The organism is Thalassovita mediterranea (assembly GCA_019448215.1).
Classification (GTDB): domain Bacteria; phylum Pseudomonadota; class Alphaproteobacteria; order Caulobacterales; family Hyphomonadaceae; genus Henriciella.
Genome location: CP080408.1, coordinates 2138095 through 2161155 on the forward strand (window position 1 = coordinate 2138095; position 23061 = coordinate 2161155).

The 23061-nt window shown below is 57.7% G+C and carries 18 protein-coding genes and 1 tRNA gene; 14 read left to right on the forward strand and 5 right to left on the reverse strand.

Features of this window, described 5'->3' with window-relative positions:
• Positions 1 to 187 precede the first annotated feature (187 nt).
• Positions 188 to 838 (forward strand): response regulator transcription factor, encoded by a 651-nt coding sequence (locus KUV46_10630; protein QYI99799.1) that lies wholly within the window; start codon positions 188 to 190, stop codon positions 836 to 838.
• A gap of 19 nt (positions 839 to 857) precedes the next feature.
• Here the strand turns inward: KUV46_10630 and KUV46_10635 are convergent, their stop codons facing one another.
• Positions 858 to 2618, reverse strand: coding sequence for a hybrid sensor histidine kinase/response regulator (locus KUV46_10635; protein ID QYI99800.1), 1761 nt, complete (start codon positions 2616 to 2618; stop codon positions 858 to 860).
• 141 nt (positions 2619 to 2759) lie between these two features.
• Here KUV46_10635 and KUV46_10640 point away from each other — a divergent pair, with 141 nt between their 5' ends.
• A complete protein-coding gene (locus tag KUV46_10640; protein ID QYI99801.1) occupies positions 2760 to 5459 on the forward strand; it encodes a hypothetical protein in 2700 nt (899 codons plus the stop codon).
• Positions 5460 to 5504: 45 nt separating this feature from the next.
• Here KUV46_10640 and sulP read toward each other — a convergent pair whose 3' ends face one another.
• From sulP to KUV46_10655, 3 genes are read right to left on the reverse strand one after another with little or no spacing between them, the layout of a single operon-like run.
• Positions 5505 to 7313, reverse strand: coding sequence for a sulfate permease (gene sulP, locus KUV46_10645; protein ID QYI99802.1), 1809 nt, complete (start codon positions 7311 to 7313; stop codon positions 5505 to 5507).
• Between the two features lie 19 nt (positions 7314 to 7332).
• On the reverse strand, positions 7333 to 8199 hold the full coding sequence (locus tag KUV46_10650) for an MBL fold metallo-hydrolase (protein ID QYI99803.1): 867 nt from the start codon (positions 8197 to 8199) through the stop codon (positions 7333 to 7335).
• Positions 8196 to 8549 carry a metalloregulator ArsR/SmtB family transcription factor gene (locus KUV46_10655; protein ID QYI99804.1) on the reverse strand — a complete coding sequence of 118 codons (354 nt, stop codon included), beginning with the start codon at positions 8547 to 8549 and terminating at the stop codon, positions 8196 to 8198. Before KUV46_10655 ends, KUV46_10650 begins: the two co-directional genes overlap by 4 nt.
• A gap of 146 nt (positions 8550 to 8695) precedes the next feature.
• Here KUV46_10655 and KUV46_10660 point away from each other — a divergent pair, with 146 nt between their 5' ends.
• Both KUV46_10660 and KUV46_10665 read left to right on the forward strand, forming a co-directional pair.
• Positions 8696 to 9052: a YeeE/YedE family protein gene (locus KUV46_10660; GenBank protein ID QYJ02393.1), complete on the forward strand. Its 357-nt coding sequence runs from the start codon at positions 8696 to 8698 to the stop codon at positions 9050 to 9052.
• 5 nt (positions 9053 to 9057) lie between these two features.
• Positions 9058 to 9486, forward strand: coding sequence for a YeeE/YedE family protein (locus KUV46_10665; protein QYI99805.1), 429 nt, complete (start codon positions 9058 to 9060; stop codon positions 9484 to 9486).
• Here KUV46_10665 and KUV46_10670 read toward each other — a convergent pair.
• Positions 9483 to 10289: an enoyl-CoA hydratase/isomerase family protein gene (locus KUV46_10670; GenBank protein QYI99806.1), complete on the reverse strand. Its 807-nt coding sequence runs from the start codon at positions 10287 to 10289 to the stop codon at positions 9483 to 9485. The two genes, KUV46_10665 and KUV46_10670, sit on opposite strands and share 4 nt — an antisense overlap.
• Positions 10290 to 10482: 193 nt before the next feature.
• Between KUV46_10670 and KUV46_10675 the strand changes: the two genes are divergently transcribed.
• The 10 genes from KUV46_10675 to KUV46_10720 all read left to right on the forward strand — a co-directional run bounded on the left by KUV46_10675 (position 10483) and on the right by KUV46_10720 (position 23025).
• Positions 10483 to 10567: transfer RNA gene (locus tag KUV46_10675), tRNA-Leu, on the forward strand.
• Between the two features lie 184 nt (positions 10568 to 10751).
• Positions 10752 to 11945, forward strand: coding sequence for an integrase arm-type DNA-binding domain-containing protein (locus KUV46_10680; GenBank protein ID QYI99807.1), 1194 nt, complete (start codon positions 10752 to 10754; stop codon positions 11943 to 11945).
• Positions 11946 to 12056: 111 nt separating this feature from the next.
• A complete protein-coding gene (locus KUV46_10685; protein QYI99808.1) occupies positions 12057 to 12779 on the forward strand; it encodes a hypothetical protein in 723 nt (240 codons plus the stop codon).
• A gap of 175 nt (positions 12780 to 12954) precedes the next feature.
• Positions 12955 to 13161, forward strand: a complete 207-nt coding sequence (locus KUV46_10690; GenBank protein ID QYI99809.1) for an AlpA family phage regulatory protein — start codon at positions 12955 to 12957, stop codon at positions 13159 to 13161.
• A 22-nt stretch (positions 13162 to 13183) separates the two neighbouring features.
• Positions 13184 to 13600, forward strand: a complete 417-nt coding sequence (locus tag KUV46_10695; GenBank protein QYI99810.1) for a helix-turn-helix domain-containing protein — start codon at positions 13184 to 13186, stop codon at positions 13598 to 13600.
• A 274-nt stretch (positions 13601 to 13874) separates the two neighbouring features.
• Entirely contained in the window at positions 13875 to 14471 is a 597-nt protein-coding gene (locus KUV46_10700) for a hypothetical protein (protein QYI99811.1), read from the forward strand.
• Between the two features lie 272 nt (positions 14472 to 14743).
• A complete protein-coding gene (locus KUV46_10705) occupies positions 14744 to 16651 on the forward strand; it encodes a site-specific DNA-methyltransferase (GenBank protein QYI99812.1) in 1908 nt (635 codons plus the stop codon).
• Positions 16648 to 19278: a DEAD/DEAH box helicase family protein gene (locus tag KUV46_10710; protein QYI99813.1), complete on the forward strand. Its 2631-nt coding sequence runs from the start codon at positions 16648 to 16650 to the stop codon at positions 19276 to 19278. Before KUV46_10705 ends, KUV46_10710 begins: the two co-directional genes overlap by 4 nt.
• Before the next feature lie 263 nt (positions 19279 to 19541).
• Entirely contained in the window at positions 19542 to 20555 is a 1014-nt protein-coding gene (locus tag KUV46_10715) for an AraC family transcriptional regulator (protein ID QYI99814.1), read from the forward strand.
• A gap of 115 nt (positions 20556 to 20670) precedes the next feature.
• Positions 20671 to 23025: a TonB-dependent receptor gene (locus tag KUV46_10720; GenBank protein QYI99815.1), complete on the forward strand. Its 2355-nt coding sequence runs from the start codon at positions 20671 to 20673 to the stop codon at positions 23023 to 23025.
• Positions 23026 to 23061 lie beyond the last annotated feature (36 nt).

The following is a 23061-nucleotide window of genomic DNA, read 5'->3' on the forward strand; positions in this document are numbered from 1 at the left end:
GTCATCATAGCCGAAAAACAGGTCTTCGTCTGTGGATGCCCGAAACTGAACCGGATTTGGACTTGTGAGAAATTCGATGCGTCTGGCTCAATTCTTGCTAGCAGTCTCCACAAGATATACTAGATTCTGTATTGCTGATTACAGGTTTTGGACGGCGGAAACGCCGGGCTGGCAGGGAATAAAACAGTTGGCAGAGCGCGCAGGTTCAATCGCGATCATCGACGATCACGACCTGTTTCTACAGGGGCTGGCGCTAATCGTTCAGCGTGATTTTCCTTCGTTTCAGGTCGAGACTGTCACCGAGGCTTCGGAGATCCTGAACAAGCTCTCGGCCGGGACCCGGTTTGATCTGATCATCTGCGACCTCATCATGAGCGAGATGAATGGTCTCGCTTTCGTCGATACGATCCGCAAGCAGGGTCACCGCGTGCCCGTCCTGATGCTGTCCGGCATCAATTCAGCCCCGCCGATTGCCGAAATGCAGGCCGTGGGGGCAAATGGCTTCATCCATAAATCGCAAGGTAGCCGTTCGCTCAGCCATGCTGTCGATGCGGTCCGCTCCAATCCGTTCGGGTTTCAGGATTTCAGCAAACCGGCTCGCGCCATCGGAGACTCCGAGGTCGGGGAAGATTGTATTGCCGACCTTCCGAAACTCGGCGACCGGCAGATCGAAGTGCTGAGACTGTTGAGTGGCGGAGGACAAAATAGCGAGATCGCACGTGCGCTTTCGATCAGCGAGAACACGGTCAAAACCCATCTCAAATATATCTTCGTCGAGCTTGGCGTCAGCCGCCGCACCGAATGCGTCCAGCGCGCGCAGCAACTCGGTTTGATCTAGGCGCAGCCTGCAGACTGCGTCAGGCGAATGTCCTGTCTGCGGCAGCCAGCAGCTTGCCCAGCATGTGCCGCAGATTGTCCGGCGCGACCGGCTTGAGCATGACGTGAATACCAAGCCCGGCCACTTCTTCCTCGATATTGGCGATATCGCCCGTCATCAGGATGGCCGGCGTATTGCGACCAGACAGGCCTCTCAGCTGGCGAATGACGTCGACGCCCCCATCCAGCCCCGCGCCGAGGCGCCTGTCGACAAGAAGGATGTCGGGGACTTGCTGGCTCGAGCCCAACAGTCGGGTCGCCTGCTCACCATTGGCGGCGGTGTAGGTCCGGCAGCCCCAGCTGGTCAGGAGGGCATTCATCCCGTCGCGCACCGGCTTCATGTCATCGACGATCAGGCAAAGAGGAGCGCTGGCGAAGGGTTTCGCATCCTGCGGTTTTGAAACTGTCGCGTCAGAGGGCGGGCGTGCAGCAGCGGGCAAGACGAGCGACCATCTCGTGCCGCTTCCGGGCGCAGAATTCAGCTGTAGCTCAACGTCCAGCAAGACAGCCAGTCGCCGGACGATCGAAAGTCCAAGACCGAGCCCCGGCTTTGCCGCCTGTCCGGTATGGTTGAGCCGGACATACTCATCGAAAATGTTTTCCTGCTGGTCTTTCGGAATGCCCGGGCCGGTGTCGGCGATCTCGATGACGGGCGCGGAACCGCTGTGTTGGAGCTTGAAGCTGATTTGCCCGGGCGGCGGCGTATAGCGAAGGGCGTTGGAGAGAAGATTGCTGATGATGCGACTGAGAAGGACAGGGTCGGTCTGGGCGGAGACCTTCTCCATGGCCGCCTTCAAGATCAGTCCTTCAATCTCAGCCTGGGTCGTAAACTGGTGGAGGAGGGGTTTCAGCAGAGCTTCGAGATCCACTGTCTGAATGTCTGGAACCACCGCGCCGCTATCGATCCGCGTGATATCGACGATACCGCGCAACAGGTCGCTCAATCCCTGCCGGGTCTCGTCGATCTGGTCGAGCAGTTCTTTCTGCCGCTCACTCGTCAGCTCATTGCGGAGTGTTTCGATGAAGAAGCCTTGCGCGTGGAGAGGTTGTGACAGGTCATGGCTGGTCGCAGCGAGGAAACGTGTGCGCTCCTCGCTGGCTTTCTCGATCTGCTTGTTACGTTCAACGAGCTGATCGGTCAGCGCCTGGTTGCGGCGGGCGATGATGCCGTCGCGCGTATCACGGTCAGTCCTGCCACTGACCATGATGCCGAACAGATAGTAGAGAATGATACCCAGCGCCGCCATCTGCGTGCCGCCATCGAGCGCGTAAATCCAGTAGGCTGCGAAAGGCAGCATGGTGCAGCTGGCAAGCGCGATGAAGCCCGGCCGGTATTCCGATCCGGGCAGCATGCCGCCGACGGTAATGGCGAAGACCATATTGCTGGCAACGAACAGCGAAAGAAGGTCGTCCCCGTCGACCTGGAGGCTGGCAAATACGGTCCAGACCAGACCAGTCAGGCAGCAGACAATAATGTGTCCGCGCAGATACCTTTTATAGTTTGATGCCGTGAGGTCGCCACGTGGATTGAACTTGGCATGGATGTAGGTGACGCCAACCATCGCGGACGCCGCGCAGAACCATAGCGCCGCAAATTCGGTCTTGCCGAAAGCGATGATCATGATGGTCAGGTAGACGATCACGGCTTCGACGAAGACGCAGGAGCGCACGACATTGTCGCGGAGCAGGCGTGCCTGTTCGAGCTCTATCCGTAGCGCACCTGTTTGTTCTGGTGTCTGCATGTCCCCCGCACCCGAATCTGCGATGCCTTCTCGACATTCGCATTGGGCCCACAAAAGTCTTGCGCCGACAAGGCGCTTCGCACAACCTTGGGGTTCGCAGAAATAGGTCTTTAGGTGTTAGCGGCTGGCTCACGAGAGGCTGTGAGAAACCGATCGGATGGGGTGACCTTGGGTATACGTAAACTTGAACGGCTTGCCGCGCGCAGCGGCTTGCTCGGCGCCGTCTTCAGCTTTCTGGTGGGTCCTGCGTCCGCTCAGATCCCGCCACAGACGGCCTACGACGAGATGACGGGAGATTTGTTCGAGACCGATGCTTGTGAGGCGGTGGCCAATCCTATCTGGCTCGTCCCGAACACACACGGCACCGCAACCGGTTGGCTGACGGGCTTCGCGCGTGAGCGGAACTACATGGTCAACAATTACAGCTCGCTCCTTGATGCTTCTGAGGAGGCAGGATTTCCGTTCAGCTTCTCTGAAGTGCCTACAGCCATTGCCATGGAAGAGCTGGCGCCTGATGCTTTCGAGCGCTTCAAGATCGCGCTTGGTGAAGAGAAAGTCTCCATCGCAAACGCCTTCATGCTCGAGTTTGAGCCTTCGTTGGTTCAGGCGGCAACGATCATGAAAATGGGGCGCACCGGGATAGATTGGTATGAAAAAGCTCTCGGTGTGCGGCCCGATAATGCATGGTTTATCGATGTTCTCGGCGTGACGCCAAATATGGCTGAGTTTCTCGATCTGCTCGGCATCCGCACCATGATGCACGTGCGAAACGCCGAGACGAAAGACCAGCTCTATTACTTGCAAGCTGCAAGCGGTGCACAGACCATAGTTTCATCAATGAATAACTATGCGCAGTGGCGGATCAGCTATCGGGAAACCGGGCCGTTGCCTCAACACTGGCGCGAACACATGATGCGGGAGCTGTACCCCGAGATCGCTTACCAGCCGCAGATTCCGTTCGTCTGGCCGATTGGTGCAGGAGATTACTCGGCGAAGCCTGAGGATCCTCGACGACTGTATGAAATGACTGGAGAGGTGAAGGAGCAGACCGGCAGGGTCGCTTGTCTCGGCACGCTCGACGACTATTGGGCGAGCATTGAAGCTGCAGATATCGACCGCAGCAGCCTGAAAACTGTCTCCACCCCAAGCCTGTTTGCCTACAACGCGTTCTGGGGAAACCTTCCCCAGATCAAGCAGGGCTTCCGTGCAACCGAATCCCGGCTTGTATCAACAGAGATCGCGGCTTCGCTCCTCTCGATGGACAATGCCAATACGTATCCTGCCCAGGAGCTGGATGACGCCTGGTGGCTGCTTCTGCTCAATTCAGACCGGGCACTTCAATGGGGTGCTGGCGCGGGCGATGCATTCATCGGTGATCGTGACTGGAACTATATGGACCGGGAGACCTCGGTAAATCGGCGCCTCGACCAGATATCGGGTGAATTTGGGAGTGGTTTCGCATTCGACCCGATCGCGTGGCAGCGGACCTATCCCTTCTATTGGCCGGAGACCGAACGCCGACCGCTCAATGCGGTCTGCGAGGCCTCAACGCGTGACGATGGCGCCTGGTGCCGAGGGGCGCTCATGCCGATGGGGACAGTCGAACTGGAGACGTCGGGGGCCGGGTTGCCCGTGGCGGAGCCATTCACGGGCAACGTTGAAGCAGGCGATTTGACCGTGGAATTCGACCAGCGCACCGGCGACATCATTGCGCTCCAGAGCAAAAACATGTCTGAGCCCATCAAAGGACGGCTGAACGAGTTGGTCTGGTATGTTGACCATCAGACACCAGAGCAGGACTTCAGCCCGACAGACCTTCTGGCCCCATGGTCCGGGCGCGAGATAATCGGCCGCACATCTGAAATCGAAGCCGAATTCAAACAGTACAGGGGCGACGTCTACACGACTGTCCAGATCACCAGCATTGCCGACGACGGAAGCCATTTCGAACGGTATGTATTCATCCCGCATACCGGCGATCAGATCCGTTTCCAGACGGTGTCAAAAAATGTCCCCTATGGCCGGATGCTGGTTGCCAGGCACGATCTTGCGGCGGCGATTGAACAATCGCTTCGCGGCACGCCTTTCGGGTTCGATAGGGACAGGCCGCGACCGAGCAGGGGCATGGACGATGTGCGCGCTTCCCATGACCACTTTTATCTGGGGCTGAATGACTCAATTGCGCCAGCATCGCTCTGGTCCAGTCACCACCTTCAGAACGGACACGGTATCGTTCTTCTCGATCAGGGCCTTTCGGGCCGCGAATGGGGTGAGACGTTTGTCGATCACTTCCTGATGAATGCCCAACCGCACTACCGGGCCAAGGAGAATGAACTCTACTCAGGGCAGCCCGAACGCGTTTTCAACTATGCAATTGTGTCTTCGAGTGGTGAAGATCCCGCCCGGTCTGCGCGTGCAGCAAAAGAATTGGTGTATCCGCTTCTGGAAACTGGCCGACTGAGGCGTGGTGTTGAGGTCTCTGAGACCATCGTTGTCGAAGCGGTCTCTCGCGAGCAAAATGAGATCAGAATCCTCGCGCAGAACTTATCGCCGAGCCAGGTCGAGGTGTCGTTCAGGATCCCATGGCCACATGACTCCGCGCTTCTCTATGGCTCTGCAGCGTCACCGGATGGCGAGCTTAACACGCGAGAAGAGACAAGGAACTCAGTGCGATACAGCTTTCGGGCTGCGCCAGGCGACGCATTCGAGATCATCCTGAAGACGCTTGAGCCGGTATCCGAAGTTGCACTTCGCGAAGGTTGGGAGGACCTTGTGCCTCAATCAAAGCTGCACACGCTTGATTTCAGGGACACATCCCTTGTTGGACACCCGCCTGAATAACTGACTGACGCCGAATCCGCTTTAGGAAGAGGTATGCCAATCGCGCTACACCCGCTCAAGCCCGGCAAGGGTCAGCGAAGGACAAGGGATGGCTTCGGGGCTGGTGGTCTTGGCGTCCTTGCTGAAGGCGGCCTGCACGCAGTCGAGGTCCAGGTCCTCCATGGCGTCATAGGTGTTGAGATAGACATTCCCGCTCAGCTCATCGAGGAAGTGTGAGCGCTGCAGCCGGTCCATGACAGGGCCTTTGACCTCTGACAGGTGGAGTTTGATGCCTGCATCGCGAAGCCGGAGATTGATCGCTTCGAGGCTTTCCAGACCGCTTGCGTCGATCCGGTTCACGGCTGAGCACATGAGGACGAGGTGTTTGAGATCCGGCCTGTTGCTGACAACGCAATAGACGGTGTCCTCAAGAAAGCGCGCATTCGCGAAATAGAGGCTCTCATCGATCCGGATGGTGAGGACCGTGTCGGAAATGACCACGCGGTGACGGTTCACATTGCGGAAGTGGTGCGTGCCCGGCACCTGTCCGACGAGGGCAAAGTGCGGACGGCTGGTATTGTAGAGATGAAGGAAGAGCGAGAGGCCGACGCCCGTGGTGACGCCAAGCTCCACGCCGGCAAACAGCGTGACGAGGATCGTCGCGGCCATCGCGCTGAAATCAGACTTTGAATAGGACCAGACCTGGCGGAGCGCCTTGAAGTCGACGAGCGATAGGACGGCGACGATGATGGTCGCTGCCAGCACCGCCTGCGGCAGGAAGAAGAGGTAGGGTGTCAGGAACAGCGTTGCGAGAGCGATACCGACAGCCGTGAAAGCGCCTGCGGCCGGGGTTTCAGCACCTGCATCAAAGTTCACCGCTGAGCGGGCGAGACCGCCCGTGACCGGGTAGCCGCTCGAGATACCTGCTGCGAGGCTGGAGACACCGAGGCCGACCAGTTCCTGATCCGGGTCCACGCGCTGACGGCGCTTGGCCGCGAGCGTCTGGGCCACCGATACCGATTCCACGAAGCCGATCAGGCTGATCAGGGCTGCAGAACCTAAAAGCTGCATCCAGATTTCGCGGTCGAAGGCCGGAAGGCCGATTTCGGGCAGGTTGCGCGGCACCTCTCCGAGGATGCGGACACCGTCCTCATCTAGCTGCAGAAAGGCGACAGCGAGAATGCTCGCGACTACGGCGAAGACCGGTCCGGTGCGCGTCATGATGGCTGCGGCTTTTTCCGGCAAGCCAAGCTTCATCAGCGCGGGCCTCAGGAATTTACGCGAGCCAAACAGGAAAATGAGCGAGGCCGCGCCAATGATGAAAGTCGGCGCGTTCGTGTCGGCCACATTGGCAATGAGGGATGTGACGATCTCCAGCAGGTTTCCGCCGCCTGCATTGATGCCCAGAATATGCTTCAGCTGGGACGCCGCGATGATTATCCCCGACGCCGTGATGAAGCCGGAGACAACAGGGTGGCTGAGGAAGTTGGCCAGAAACCCGGCACGCAACAGGCCAAGCACCAGAAGGATCGCCCCTGACAGGAAAGCGAGGATCAGCGCGGCCTGTATGTAGGCCTCGCTGCCTTGCGGTGCGATCTTGCTGGCAGCGGCCGCGGTCATCAGCGAGAGGATGGCCACAGGGCCGACAGCCAGCGTCCGGCTGGTCCCGAAGACTGCATAGGCGATGAGCGGCAGGATGGATGCATAAAGCCCGATCTGGGGTGGCAGGCCCGCCAGCATCGCATAGGCCAGCGATTGCGGGATCAGCATGATCGTCACAATCACCGCCGCGATCAGATCGTTGATCAGCGTGTCGCGGCGGTATTCGCGGCCCCATTCGAGTATGGGGAAATATCTGGCGGCTCGGAATGCCATGTTCGGCGTCCTTAAGGGTTTAGAGCGCGTTGATCGGGATCTTCATGTAGCGTTTGCCATTCTCCTCGGCGGGCGGCATTTCGCCGGCGCGCATATTGATCTGCACCGATGGCAGGATGAGTTTTGGCATGGCGAGCGTAGCATCGCGCTCGGTGCGCATCTTCACAAACTCTTCTTTCGAGATGCCCGTATGGACGTGTTTATTGTGCGCCTTCTCCTCGGCGATCGTGGTCTCCCACACATACTCATCGCGGCCCGGTGCCTTGTAGTCATGGCAGAGGAATACGCGTGTCTCGCCGGGCAGCGCAAACAGCTTCTGGATTGAGTCGTAGAGCGTGCCGGCGTCCCCGCCCGGGAAGTCGCAGCGCGCCGTGCCGAAGTCAGGCATGAAGATCGTATCGCCGACGAAAAGCGCATCACCGATCAGGTGGCTCATGCAGGCAGGCGTGTGGCCCGGCGTGTGGATGGCGCGGGCATGGATATTGCCCACCTTGTAGGTCTCACCATCCTTGAACAAATGGTCGAACTGGCTGCCATCGGTGTGGAATTCCTGGCCTTCATTGAAGATCTCACCGAACACTTTCTGAACCGTGGCGATGTGCTCGCCGATGCCCGTGCGCCCGCCTAGCTGGCTCTTGATGTAAGGCGCTGCTGTCAGGTGATCGGCGTGGACATGGGTGTCGATGATCCAGTCGACGGTGAGGCCGGCTTCCTTGACGAAAGCGATCATGACGTCTGCTGAGTCTGTTTTTGTACGGCCGGATGCCTGGTCGAAGTCGAGCAGTGAATCAACGATGGCTGCCTGCTTGGTGGCCTTGTCCCAGACCACATAGCTGATTGTATTCGTGGCCTCGTCAAAGAAGCCTTTCACTTCGGGTTTCGTCATCGGTTTTCTCCTTCGGGCTCTGGCTCAAAGCGGACGTCCGGGTCCGCGTTCGAGCCGAGCATCACGGTGCAGATTGCGTCGACCAGCGCATGAACGCGTGCATCGATCAGCGAATAGTGAACGACCTTGCCATCCCGGCGGGCTGAGATGATGTCTTCCTCGCGAAGCTTGGCGAGTTCACGCGAGAGCCGGGGCTGGGGAATTTCGAGCTGGACCTCAAGTTCGCCAACGCTCATCTCGCCGCCGCGAAGCTGGCAGCAGACCATGAGCCGGTCCGGATGTGACAGGGACTTCAGAAGCGTGGTCGCCTCGCGGGCGAGCGGCTCCATGTTTTTCACATCCTTGATCATAGCGAGGTCCGATACATCTTGCGCAAAGTCACTTTACATTTTACATAAGCGTAAATTGTTAGTTTGGGAAGTCGAAAGTGGAAAATTTCACACCTGTCAGCGCCAGCATCGGCGGAGCCTTCATTGGCCTGTCAGCCGTCCTGCTCATGGCGTTTCACGGACGGATTGCCGGGATCAGCGGCCTGTTCTCCGGCACGGTCTTCGCGGCCAAGGGTGACCGGAGCTGGCGTGTTTTCTTTGTGCTGGGGCTGGTGGCGGCGCCGCTCGTCTACTGGCTCGCAGCTGCTGAGAAGCCTGCGTTTGAACTGGAGGCAGGCTGGCCGCTCATCATCGCTGGTGGCTTGCTGGTCGGCTTTGGCACGCGGCTTGGCTCGGGCTGCACGAGCGGACATGGCGTCTGCGGCCTGTCACGCCTGTCGCCGCGGTCCATGGTGTCGGTCGTGCTGTTCATGGCCGCCGGCATGGCGACTGTCGCGCTTCTCAAACCCCTGATCGGAGCCTGATGCTCATGGCACGTAATCTCATGGCCCTTCTGGCGGGCCTCACCTTTGGTCTCGGGCTGGTTATCTCGCAAATGGTCAACCCGGCAAAAGTAATCGCCTTCCTCGACCTCTTCGGGAATTGGGACCCGTCGCTTGCCTTCGTCATGGGCGCCGCGCTCATCGTGACGGCAGTTGGCTATCGCCTCGTCTGGCTGCGCCCACGCCCCGTTCTGGCAGAGAGCTTCCAGGTGCCGGGCAACCGCAAGGTCGACGCGAAGCTCGCGACAGGCGCTGTCCTGTTCGGCATCGGTTGGGGCCTTGTCGGTCTCTGCCCGGGGCCAGCGATCGCGGCGCTTACGATTGGCGGCGTTCCAGCGCTCGGTTTCCTTGCGGCGATGGCAGCGGGCATGCTGGCCTTCGAGCTGTTCGACCGGCGCGCTGCAAAGGCAGCCTAGCGGCCTTTGAAGACAGGCGGGCGTTTCTCCAGAAAGCTCGCCACGCCTTCCTTGTGATCCTTGGTCTGCATCAGCGCGCGGATGGTTTCGATCGCCCACGCGCCAAGCTCGCGCGGGTCGCCATAGGTCCCCTTGCGGATGCCTTCCTTCATATAGCGAAGCGCGAGCGGCGGGTTCTCTGCAATGCGCCCGGCAAGCGCTCTTGCCTCATCCATCAGCTGCTCATGCGGAACGGTGCGGGAGACGAGGCCGATGCGCTCTGCCTCCTGCGCGTCGATCACGTCTCCGGTGAACAGAAGCTCGGCGGCCTTGGCGGGCCCGACAATCGAGGGCAGGCGGTAGAAGCCGCCCACATCACAAACGAGGCCGCGCTTGATGAACATCTCAGAGAACTTCGCCTTGTCTGAGGCGATGCGGATATCGGCGTAAAGCGCAAGCTCCATGCCCCAGCCAATGGCGGCGCCGTTGATGGCCGCGATCAGAGGCTTGTCGCATTCGAGCGCAGCCATCGCTGCAGGGGTTGGCTGGTGACGGACGGTTGGGGACTTTGGCGCGGCGTCCTTTGGCTTCGGCGCGGCCATGATCTCGCGGACATCATCGCCAGAACAGAAGGCCGGGTCTGCCCCGGTCACGATCACGCAGCGTACATCGGCGTCTGTGACAGCCCGGCGCAGCGCGCGCTCCAGCCGGTCATAGGCGTCGAAATTGAGTGCATTGCGCCGCTCTGGCCGGTTCAGGGTGATCGTCGCAATATGATTGTCGACCTCATAAAGGACGCTGGCGGCAGTGTCTGTCTCTGACATGGTGTCTCTCCCTGCGGTGTATCAGACGCCTGCTCTTGCGGCGGCGTTCATCTTCCAGCGCTAGCGGGCTGACGCATGGGAGGGTCAAGCGCTGTTTTGCCCGCAGAAATAAGTTGCCGCTTGCTGGTCATCTCACTGGAATTTCGCGTTGACCTCGGCGCGCAGCAGTCCTATCAACCCGCCTTCCGAAAGTGCCCAGGTGGCGGAACTGGTAGACGCGCACGGTTCAGGTCCGTGTGGAGCAATCCGTGGAGGTTCGAGTCCTCTCCTGGGCACCATCGGAAAATCCCAAAACGTCCAATGCGGCCCTTAAAGCCTTCTAAAGTAGAGCTTTTTTGATATCAGACCCTCTCGCATTGTCCGATGCGGTGCGGGTATGTGCGTTGGCATGCGGGTATTTTGCGGGTAGATTTGCGGGTATCGTGGGTAAGAATACCCGCTTTGCTGACCGAGATACCCGCAATGCCGCTCACCGATATTCAACTTCGCCAGCTCAAACCGCGAGAAAAAGACTACAAGAGCGCCGACGGCGGCGGTCTATATGTTCACGTCAGCAAGACCGGCTCACGGCTTTGGCGGCTACGCTATCGCTTTGATGGCAAGGAAAAGCTTTTGGCCTTCGGGGCATATCCGGCGATCAGTCTGGCGCGGGCGCGAGAGCTTCGGGCAGAAGCCAAAGCCCTCCTGGCTGAGGGCATAGATCCCGGCGCGCACGCGAAGGCGCAGAAGGCAGCGCAAGAAGCGGTCACCGAACACACCTTCTCGAAGATAGCCGCAGAACTGCTGGAGAAGCTGCGTAAAGAAGGCAAGGCGGACGTCACGCTTTCGAAGAAACAATGGCTCCTGGATATGGCGAATGCCGCTTTTGGTAATCGACCCATAACAGCGATTACGGCCGCTGATATCTTGAAGCCGCTTGAGAAGGTGCAAGACAAAGGCAATTACGAAACCGCCAGACGCTTGCGCTCCACAATCGGGCAAGTGTTTCGATATGCCATTGCGACCGCGAAGGCAGAAAACGATCCCACATTTGGTTTGAGAGGTGCGCTGATCACGCCAAGGGTCTCGCACATGGCAGCGATTACAGACTGGGACGGCTTTGCAGCGCTCCTGAAAGCCATCTGGATTTATGACGGCGGTTCACCCTCAACACGCGCCGCTTTGAAGCTGATGGCGCTCCTGTACACGCGCCCAGGCGAAATGCGGTTGGCGTTGTGGGAAGAGTTCGATCTTGAGCGCGCTATCTGGACCATTCCAGCGGATCGCACAAAGATGCGTCGGGAGCATGTGAAGCCATTGCCTCCTCTCGCAGTCGAGATTCTTCAAGGTCTGCAAGTTGAAACCGGTAGCAACTACCGCGCCTTTCCGTCATCGATCGCGCGCGACAAGCCGATAAGCGAAAACACGCTTAATCAGGCGCTACGCCGCATGGGCTTTGACAAGCACGAGCACACCTCGCACGGTTTTCGAGCGAGTGCGTCCAGCTTGCTGAATGAAAGCGGTCTTTGGAATGCTGATGCGATCGAAGCGGAGCTTGGTCATGTTGGTGCGGATGAAGTGCGTAGGGCCTATCACCGCTCGCTCTATTGGGACGAGCGCGTGAAGATGGCGAACTGGTGGGCCAGACAAATTGCACGGGAGTTTTCCACAGCCTAGGATTTTGCTTTGCATGGGCGGAACATAAAAAGTACGCTTGAAACAAAACTGTCACAAAAGGACCATACGGTACGCTATAGGTTGTTATGGGATCGGCTAGGAGCACCAGATATGGGCGTGAAGCATTGCCTGGAGGACTTTGAAAGCCAAGGGGCAGACTGGGACCCGGTTTTCGATAACGCGCCTATAGATGCGTGGTCGCGGTATCGAAACGTCTCGAAATTCTGGCTTCTTTCTGATGAACTGAAGGTGCAAGACGCGGCGCTTCTGGTTCTGGGTCTCGAGCCGCAGTTGGCGCGTTATAAGGTTGACCGTTGCGTTGATAAGGACCTTCCGAGTGGATACGAGGCAATATTGTCAGCCCTCAGAGCGGCCATAAAAGGCGGCAAAGTAGAGGGTCTCGTTCTGCCTTGCTATGAAGAGGTATATCCGGAAGGCATCGAAGAGGTGAAGGACTCAATGGACGCAAGAAGTTCTTGGGTGTGCAGAGAGAGTTTAATGGCATGGCTTGAAAGTTGCGGCCTGACGGATTGCTTCTTTTTTCAGGACCGCCGGAATAGAGCTGCTTTCAGTGACCCGGCACACGCGCGGTACTCCGCAAAGCTTGCGGCAGTGGTGGAGGCTTGGCAGTCATTCGACGAGAACTCAGTTGAGCCTGGCACCGTGAAGCAGCGTTTAGCAAAGTGGCTCAGGTTGAATGCTGCCCGTTTTGGGCTCACCAATGAAGATGGAAATCCGAGCGAATCCGTTATTGAGGAACTCGCCAAAGTTGCAAATTGGGCGACCTCCGGAGGCGCTCCAAGGCAAATGGGCGAAAATTCTATCCCATTTTAATTTTCGCGCTATTTCAATGTATTATGCGCTCCGCCGCTGTGTATCTTCTAAGGTTTTGAGTCAAGCCAGCAATAGGTTGTCGTCTTACCTGGTCTGAACTTTCTGAAACCGTGGGGCCTATTATCACCGGCCTCTACGCTGGACTTTATTGTCACCGCAAAGACGGAGACAAACTATGTTCCACCATTCCGAACTTCCTGAAACGGGCTTCCTTCGCCTGAAGTCCATCCTCGCGCCTCATGGTCCCATCCCTGTCAGCAAATCGACTTGGTGGGCTGGTGTGAAAGACGGGCGCTTTCCGCAGCCGAAGAAGCTGGGCGCACGCGTGACCGTCTGGCGTGTCGAAGACATTCGTGAGCTGATCGAGAAGGGCGCGGCTTAGTTGCCGGGTAGGAGCGGCTGCTTTGTCCTATGCTCTATTTTCAGTTCGTCGAAAGGATCTTCCACACGCGCGGATTTATGACCACTATCTTGAACATGCATCATGGAGAGAGCTTTCGCCGTTTGCATTCAAGGCAATCGTTATGCTGATGGCTAGCTATCGGCCAGACCAAGCAAATGTCTTCCCAGTGGGCGAAAGCCGCATGGCTGAAACGATCGGATGCGCGCCTGCGACTGCCAAAAATGCGATTGATGAGTTGATTGAAGGCGGTTTTCTTAAGCTTGAACAAAAAGGCCGCAACAGAGGCAAGGCGTCGGGCCGGGAAAGGATCGTTTCGCTGACGCAGTACGACACAGAGACGAGCGTTGGCGATCCGAGTTTGCCCGTGAAGACCTGGCAGCGGAAGCAAAAGTCGGCACACCTTAAATCTGTGGTGTGAACGCCTACAATCTGATGCGTCTGACGAGAACTGGGCATGCTGGTGAACCTGAGAAAACCTAAGCTACAGCAAGTGTTTAATCGAGATGTAGCTGGAGCCAGTAATTCCCGTTCGAACCATATAGCGTTGCAGCAGACATGCTGAACCTGACAAAACCTGACGCTGAGCCTAACGCCGCCCCGCCGCTCACACGAGCGGGGCAAGGCGGGCGGCGGTCCAGTAAGGTCCCGACACATCCACTTCCCACATGATTGCGAAAACCGAGGACTGACACATGGGCGGATACGGATCTGGAAGACATGCGCGATGCGCCGCCAGGAGCGATCAGTTTCATAAGCTGGATCTGGCGGACTTTCCCCGTGAATGGTTTCAGCGTCACCTGTCCGGCACGGTCACTTGGTCACGCGGTGATCATAAGACCGGCAGCGTTGGCTACCGCCTGTCGCCCGATCGCATGGTGTTGCGCTACAGCGTGCCGAAAGATGGCGAGCGCCAGCACATAGAGGAAAGCTTTGTCATGTGCCCAACTGAGCAGCCGCTAGGCGGGCAGCGTTGGTGGATTGAGTGCAATGGTTGCGGACGCCAATGCAGGGTACTCTATGGCGCGACATACTTCCGCTGCAGGCAATGCCGCCGCCTCACCTACGAAAGCCAATATGAGCGCATCTATGCCCCTGGCGTGACCCGTGCGATGCGCGTGCGCAAGAAGCTGAAGGGTGAGATTGGTCTCGCCTATGCTTTCCCCGATCGTCCTAAGGGCATGCATTGGAAGACCTATTACCGGCTGCAGGAGGCGGACTGGGCAGCGCAGATACGGATTGATGCTGTACTCGCACAAAGCGTTTTAAGGTTGGGGCGAAAGCGGTCGTAGGGGGGGCATGGCAATCTCTGAGACTACAAGCGCTAAAACCGGCTTCATATCCTTTCCGCGCGTCTCCTCAGTTCAAGAATTGGGAGGGGGACGAAAATGTTGGAAACGTTTCCGCGCGATACCGGCGGCTTTCCGAAGTTGAAACGCTAACCCAATTTTCTCGTGCGCGTGCGCAAGAGGACGCAGCTAACTCAAAGATTGAGACTTGAAGGCGTTGCGGCTTTGGCCTTCGATGATTTCGCACGTTCCTAAAGCCAAGAAGCGATTCCTTCATGCAAAACCTTCTCGATGACCTGACAGAACTTCTCCAGGCCGAACAGGCATTCATCTCGGATGGGGCGATCCTCAAGAATGCGGTGATCGAGGCGGCGCTGAACATGGATGCTCGCTTGTTGGAATTGCTGATGCAGTCCGACACAATCAAGGCGCATTTTTTTACGCCGGTGGCGGGCGCGCTGGTCTTCGACAAGGTGAAGTTTCAGGACTTCGTGTCCAACAAAGCCTTCTTGCCCGACAGCTACACTGCCTTCAAGAACCGGATCGGCCTGACGGATGGGCGCGGCGATTACCTGAGCCAATCGCGCGACGTGGTGCTGGCGTGGCCCTATAAGGACTGCGTGCTGGAAGGCGGCATGACGAAAGAGGACCGGGGCCGCAACGAGGTGTTCTGGAACACGACGTTGGCCCCCGATGACATTACGCGGCTGTTTGAACCCAAGGCGCTGACCGGCTGGGAACGCTGGGATGCGGAGGCCGTGGCAGAGGGCAAGGCCAAGCCCGTGGGCGCGGTGTCGGAGGACGACAACCTGCTTATCAAGGGCAACAATCTGCTGGCGCTGTATTCGCTGAAAGCGCGCTATGCCGGTAAGGTGAAGCTGATCTATATCGACCCGCCCTATAATACCGGCAACGACGGGTTCCGGTACAATGACCGCTTCAACCATTCTGCATGGCTGACGTTTATGCGGAACCGGCTTGAGGTGGCGAAAGAGTTGCTAAGCCGGGATGGCACGATCTTCGTCAATTTGGACGATGGCGAGGCGCACTATTGCAAAGTGATGATGGACGACTTGTTTGGACGTGAGAACTTCATCGCAAACTTCGTTTGGGAGAAGGCGGACAGTCCCCGTATGGATGCCATTCACGTGTCAAGTCGTCATGACCACATCTTGGCCTACGCGAAAGACAAGGAGCGAGCGCACTGGAAGCACCTGCAAGTTAGTGATGAGGACATTGGGGAACATTATACGAAGCAAGACGAAAAAGGCCGAAAATATTATACTAAGCCGCTGAGGGCGATGGGTGGGCAAGGTGACACCAGAGTAGCACGCCCAAACCTGTATTACGCCTTGACTGCACCGGATGGCACAGAGGTTTTCCCGGTTCGGCAAGATGGGCGGGACGGTGCTTGGCGGTGGAGTAGAGGTAAATCTCAGAGCGAGGCTGATCGTATTGAGTGGGTGTCAAATGATGGTAACTGGACACCTTATTACCGGATTTATGCTGACCAAAATAGCACTCGTCCGCCGGAGACCATTTGGTTTAACGCAGACGTAGGAGGAAACCGAACTTCTCGGTCCGAGGCCAAAGGGCTATTCGGGGATGCAGACTTTTCCATAACGCCGAAGCCAGAAAAACTCTTGCGCCGCATAATCGAGATAGCAACGGACGCTGGCGATACTGTTTTGGATTTCTTTTCAGGTTCTGGAACGACACCTTCGGTGGCTCATAAGTTGGGTAGAAAATGGCTTGCCGTGGAGCAGATGGACTACATCCTTGATCTACCAAACTCACGCCTCAAGAAAGTCGTCGCAGGGGAACAGGGCGGTATCTCTAAAGCTGTCGAGTGGCAAGGCGGCGGATCGTTTGTCTATGCCGAACTCGCGGCCTCCAATTCCGCATTTGCTGACCGTATTGAAGCGGCGCCGGACATGGCAGCGCTACAAGCCATACATGCCGACATCCAAGCCACCGGCTATCTGCGCTATGACGTTGATCTGAGCGCCTTCGACACCGACGACTTCGCCGTACTTCCATTGGACGACGCCAAGCGCGTGTTGATGGACTGCCTCGATGCCAACCACCTGTGTGTCAATCTGGGTTCTCTAGGGGATGCGGACTTTAACATCTCCGACGAAGACGCCCGCGCGACCCGCTCTTTCTATGGGCTGGACGCATGAGCCAGACCCTTACCGAACAGATTGACGCAGTTGCCAAGTTTGGGATGCTCAAGGCCAACATCCCCGACGACGTTACCGGTAATCTAGCGTCCAAGATCAAGTTGCGCCCATATCAGCGCACGGCGCTGGAACGCTGGCTGTTCTACATCGACAAATACGACGCGCGCCCCAAGGCCCCGCACTTGCTGTTCCACATGGCCACGGGCAGCGGCAAGACGGTGCTGATGGCGGCGCTGATCCTAGATTTGTATCAGCGCGGCTATCGCAACTTCCTGTTCTTCGTGAACTCCGCCCAGATCATCGAGAAGACCAAGGACAACTTCCTCAACCCCGCATCGGCCAAGCACCTGTTCGCGCCAACAGTGCGGATTGATAACAAGCCCGTGGATATCCGCGCAGTGGACACCTTCGACGCGGTGAACACGGACGCGATCAACATCCACTTCACCACCATTCAAGGGCTGCACACAAGGATGCAGGCCCCAAAAGAGAACGCCGTCACAATCGAAGACTTCCGCGATTACAAGGTGGTGATGATCTCGGACGAAGCACACCACCTGAACGCCGAGACCAAGAAGACGCTGACGCAAGGCGAGAAGGCAGAGAAGGCCAGTTGGGAAGGCACGGTATCCGAGATTTTCCGCCAGCACCCAGAAAACATGCTGTTGGAGTTTACCGCGACGGTGGACCTGAGCCATGAGGCGATACGGGCGAAGTATGCCGACAAGATACTTTACGACTACTCGCTGCGGCAGTTTCGGGAAGACGGCTATTCCAAGGACATCGAGTTGCGGCAGGCCGATTTGCCACCCGAGGCCCGGATGATGCAGGCGATGGTCCTGAGCCAATACCGCCGCAAGGTGGCCGAGGCGCATGGGCTGCATTGTAAGCCGGTGATCCTGATGAAGTCCAAGACGATCAAGGAAAGCGCCGACAACGAAGCCGCATTCACGGCGATGGTCGCGGGACTGACGGGCGAGGCGCTCGAAGCGCTTAGGGCGGCTTCTGGGGGCGATGAGACCCTTTCGCGAGCCTTCGCCTTCATCATGGATGAAAGGGACATGAGCGGAGCGGATTTCGCCCGTGAGCTAAAGGGCGATTTTGCGCCCGAGAAGGTGGTGAACGTCAACAACCCCAAGGATTTGGAAAACAGACAAATAGAACTCAACGCCTTGGAGGACCGTGACAACGAGATACGGGTGATCTTCGCCGTCGATAAGCTGAACGAAGGCTGGGACGTACTAAACCTGTTTGACATTGTGCGCCTGTACGACACTCGCGACGGGAAGGCCAACAAAGTGGGCAAGACCACGATGGCCGAGGCTCAGTTGATCGGACGCGGAGCGAGGTACTTCCCCTTCGTGGCTCCGAACCAGCCTGACGCGGTTCAGGAAAAGCGCAAGTACGATAGCGCGATCGAGCATCCTCTAAGAATACTGGAAGAGCTTCACTATCACTGCTCCCACAACCCGAAATACATCCTAGACATCCGAAATGCCCTTCGCGAAACGGGTATGCTGGATGAGGCGGCGAGAACTGTATCGCTAAAGCTGAAAGCGAGCTTCAAGGACACAGACTTCTACAAGTCGGAATTTGTCTGGCTGAATGAGCGAAAAGCCAATTCGAGAGAAGGTATTTGCGAGCTGCAGGCATACCAAGTCGGGACACAATTTTCTTACCCCACACTAATGACCGGCCGCATTACAGAGAGCTCTGCTTTCGGTGGGGCGCAGCCAGGCTCTGAGAAGGCTGGAGAAGAGCCCGTTTCCAGAGAGTTCAAGCTTTCGGACTTTGGGCGACCAATCTTGCAGTTCGCATTGGACGCGAACGCATTTTTTCACTTCAGCAAACTTCGCTCCTACTTCCCGGAGCTGCAGGGCATTGCTGAGTTCATGACAACGCAAAGCTATTTGGGCGGCGTCACCGTCAGCGTGCGTGGCCTGCCGTCCGATTTGGCAAACCTACGGGCCGGTCAAAAGCTTGAAATAACCCAATATATCCTCAACCAGATAGAGGCCGGTATCAAGCGTGAGAGTATCGACTTTGTAGGCACGAGGGATTTCAAGCCTCACCTCATCCGTGAGCGCTTCATCGACACCAGACTAAAACTTCGCTTGGAAGGTGAAACGGGCCGCAGCTGGGCGGAAAGTGAGATTCCGGGGCTCGATCAGATCGATCTGAATAGCAAGGACTGGCATGCCTACGATGACTGCTATGGCACCGATCAGGAGAAGCACTTCGTAAAATTCATGCACGATCAGGCCGAACGGTTGATGGATCTCTATGAAGAGTTCTATCTTCTTAGGAATGAGAAGGCTGTAAAGGTCTACGCTTTTAGGGACGGGCGAGCTTTTGAGCCGGACTTTCTGCTATTCCTGAAGAAGAAAGGGGCAGCTAAGGCGACCATGATGCAGCTGTTCATAGAGCCTAAGGGACAGCACCTGCTCCAAGACGATGCGTGGAAAGCGGATTTCCTGTCGGACGTGCACAAGGAAGCGCGGATTGAACTGGTCACTCAAAGCAAGGACTACGCGGTCTATGGCCTGCCATTCTTCAACGAAACAGGCGCGACCAACAAGACGTTCAAGGATGCATTTGAGCCATTCTTAGAGACGAATGGCGAGTAAATAACGCTCCGAACCGGCAGAGCACCCAAGATTATTGCGGGTACATTTGCGGGTATTTTGACAGACGACTTTCTAAATATCCAAATTAATCAAGAGATTGATTGGTGGGTTTGATGCCTCTCCTGGCACCATTTTCGGGTTTGTTTTCCTTGATAATTCAGCTGCTTGCGCTGGGGCATCGGCCCGGCGTGAATTGTGGTATACTTTCGTGAGAGCCGCTTTTGCGGGTCGCTGTACAGTTTCGTCAGAGTATGCGCAGGCCGATGTCCAGAGCATTTGTAGAGATCGGGGATATCCAGCCGCTCGTTGATGCAGCGGTTGAGCATGGCGTCGATCTTGCGCCTTTCATTCAGCGCTCAGACGAGGGCGGCGACGCCAGGATCGAGATTGCTGACTATTTCCGCATCCAGAGATCGCTGGCGCTCGCGTCTGACGACCTCACGGCGGTCATCTCCAGCCGGAAGCTGACCTTCAAGACCGGCCAGTTTCTCATCGCACAGATGCAGAATGCCACCTCGCTCATGGCGACGATCGAGATCCTCGCTGAGCATATGAACATGATGCATGGTGACACGTATAACTCGGTCCGGTTCGGCGATAGCCGCCTGGCCCTGATCATTGATGACAGTCATTTTCCGTATCGCTCGCGTGAGAATACTGACTTCGTCGAGCTGGTCGGCGATTGCCTGACGATCAAGATCCACTGCCTGCTGGACAGTCTGACCGAAGGGGCAGCGAGTGCGGCGCTACGGCGGATCAAGCTCAAGCGACGGCGAGGCGAGACGCGCCGGCCGCAGAACGCATTCTGGTCGGTACCACTCGAGTATGGCGCGCCAGCCTATGAGCTGATCTACGATTTCGACCTTGCCTGCGCACCGCTTCAGATCCGCGAAACTGTCGATATGAGTACGGACGGACTGTTCTCGCGCGTCATCAGCCACCTTGATGCGCGCGAAGCGATTGACGGAGAGCGCAGCATTGCGGCGCGTACGCGTGATTTGCTGGAGGATGGTCTTTCGCGCCAGTCTGACGTGGCCCGAAAGCTGGATATCAGCGTCGCAACACTGCGCCGGCGCCTCTCGGAAGAGGGGGTCCAGTTCCGCGATCTCTTGCTTGAGACACGCCTCCTGCGCGCTGAAGGCATGCTGAAACGGGGCGCCTCCGTGGCACAGGCGACCGAGGCGCTGGATTATTCCGACATCCGCGCTTTCAACCGCGCCTTCAAGCGCTGGAAGGGGAAGACGCCCGCCGCGTTTGCGCAGGATTTCCAGTCCTGATCACCGTCGATTGAGCGAAAGTGTTCACTGGCCTTGACGATAAGTGTCATGGCGGCGACCCGGCAAGATGAGACACCTGCCTGCAATGCGCGAAGATGCATGAAGGGAGGATATCATGAAACTTTGTACCCCGCATTCCGCTCGCCTGGCGCTCGTCTCGGTCATTGCCCTGACCGCCGGTATGGCCGCTACGGCCCAGACCGACACAGCCGCTTCCGATACGGCTGACGAAGTCCAGGACCAGCGCCGCTTCAATACGGTGACCGTCACCGCCCAGCGCCGCGAACAGAGCCTTGTCGACGTTCCGCTGTCCGTTTCGGCCTTTGATGGCGAGCTTCTGGCAGACCTTGGCGTGGCTGACCTGACAGAAGTCGCGAAGATTTCGCCGAACGTAACGCTGGAAGTTTCCCGCGGCACGAACACGACGCTGTCGGCCTTTATCCGCGGCGTTGGCCAGCAGGACCCAGTCGCAGGCTTTGAGGCTGGCGTCGGTATCTATGTCGATGACGTCTACCTCAACCGTCCGCAGGGCGCTGTGCTTGATGTCTATGACGTTGAGCGCGTCGAAGTCCTGCGTGGCCCGCAAGGCACGCTCTATGGTCGCAACACGATTGGTGGCGCGATCAAATACGTGACGCGCGGTCTCTCGGATGAGCCGACCTTTGAAGCCAATGTCAAAGTTGGTAGCTACAGCCAGCTTGATGGCGTCCTGACCACATCGCTGCCAGTGACGGACACCTTCCGTGTCGGCGCAGCTGTTGCGAGCTTTAACCGTGAGGGCTTCGGTGAAAACCGGATCACCGGCGAAGAGAACTATAACAAGGAACTCTTCGGTGCGCGTGTTTCAGCCGAGCTCGACCTTGCCGATAATTTCCAGCTGCGCGCTGCGGCCGACTACTCGCTGGACAAGTCGAACGCCCGTCAGGGCCACCGTCTGATTCCGGACCAGTTCCCGCCTTTCACCTATCCGGTGCTTGGCGACGTGTTTGACACGCGCGCTGGCCTGAATGCGGTCGACCAGCGCGTCGAAGCCTATGGCGGCTCTCTCATCGCTGAGTGGGACCTCAACGACAACTGGACGATCAAGAATATCCTGGCTTACCGCGAGGATGAAAGCACCTCGCCGATCGACTTTGACTCGCTGCCTGAAGCCGATGTCGACGTCCCGGCGATCTATGAGAACGACCAGTTCTCCGAAGAGCTTCAGTTCCTCTATTCGGGCGACCGTCTGAACGGTCTCATCGGTGTCTACTATCTCGACGCCAATGCTTCGACCGTCTTCGACGTGCTGCTGGCCACGACCGGTGCTGTCCTCAATCTTCCGGGTCTCAATGCGCAGACCTTTGGTGATGTGGGCACGGAAACCTGGTCGATCTTTGGTGATTTCACCTATGACCTGACCGATCAGTGGTCGCTCTCGCTTGGCGGGCGCTACACTGAGGATACACGCACCTCGCTCGTTCAGCGTCGCACCTATATCGGCGGCTTCTCCGAATTCTTCGGCGGCGCAGGCATCCCGATCGCGACAACGTCAGACTTTAATGGCGAAGCGACGTTTGACGATTTCAGCCCGCGCATCTCGCTCAGCTATGCGGTGACGCCAGAGTCGAACCTCTATGCGACCTACTCGCAGGGCTTCAAAGGCGGCTCTTTCGACCCACGCGGTCAGACGACGGCGGCACCTGACCTCAATCAGGATGGCACGGTTTCGCAGGATGAAATCTACACCTTCATGCAGTTCGACCCGGAAGAGGTCGACTCCTACGAGGTGGGTTACAAGGCGAGCCAGCTTGGCGGCCGTGTGAACTACAGCCTCGCGGGTTTCTATTCCGATTATAAGGACGTGCAGGTGCCTGGTTCTATCGGTGTCGATACCGATGGTGACGGCGTCAACGACTCCTTCTCGGGCGTGACCACGAATGCCGGCGCGGCGACGATCTGGGGCGTCGAGTTCGAAGGGACAGCAACGCTTGCCGAAGACATGGCGCGCGCAGGCGACCTTCTGAACCTTGGCTGGTCTGTCGGTTATCTCGATGCGCAGTATGACGAGTTCATCGATGCTTTCGGCAATGATGTCTCTGACCAGCGCGTTATCCAGAACACGCCAGACTGGACCGCGAACGGCCGGATTTCCTATGACACGCCGTTTGCCGGGGGCAATCTGCTTCTCAACACGCAGCTTTCCTATCGCGGCGAGTCCAGCCAGTTCGAAGTGCCAAACCCGTTCCTCGATCAGGACGCGTTCACGCTTTGGGATGCCAGCATCCGCTGGGAAACCGAGGATGGCCGTTGGGGCTTCAATCTGACCGGCAAGAACCTCACCGATGAAGAGTACATCGTTGCTGGCTATAACTTCGTGACGGTGAACCCGAACGGCACGTTCACGCCAACGCTGGGTCTCGAAGGCACGCTGACCGCCTTCTATGGCGACCCGCGTACGGTGACGGCCGGTATCGACTACCGGTTCTAGTCAGATCTTTCCTCCCAAGGGGTGCGGCGGGCGCCA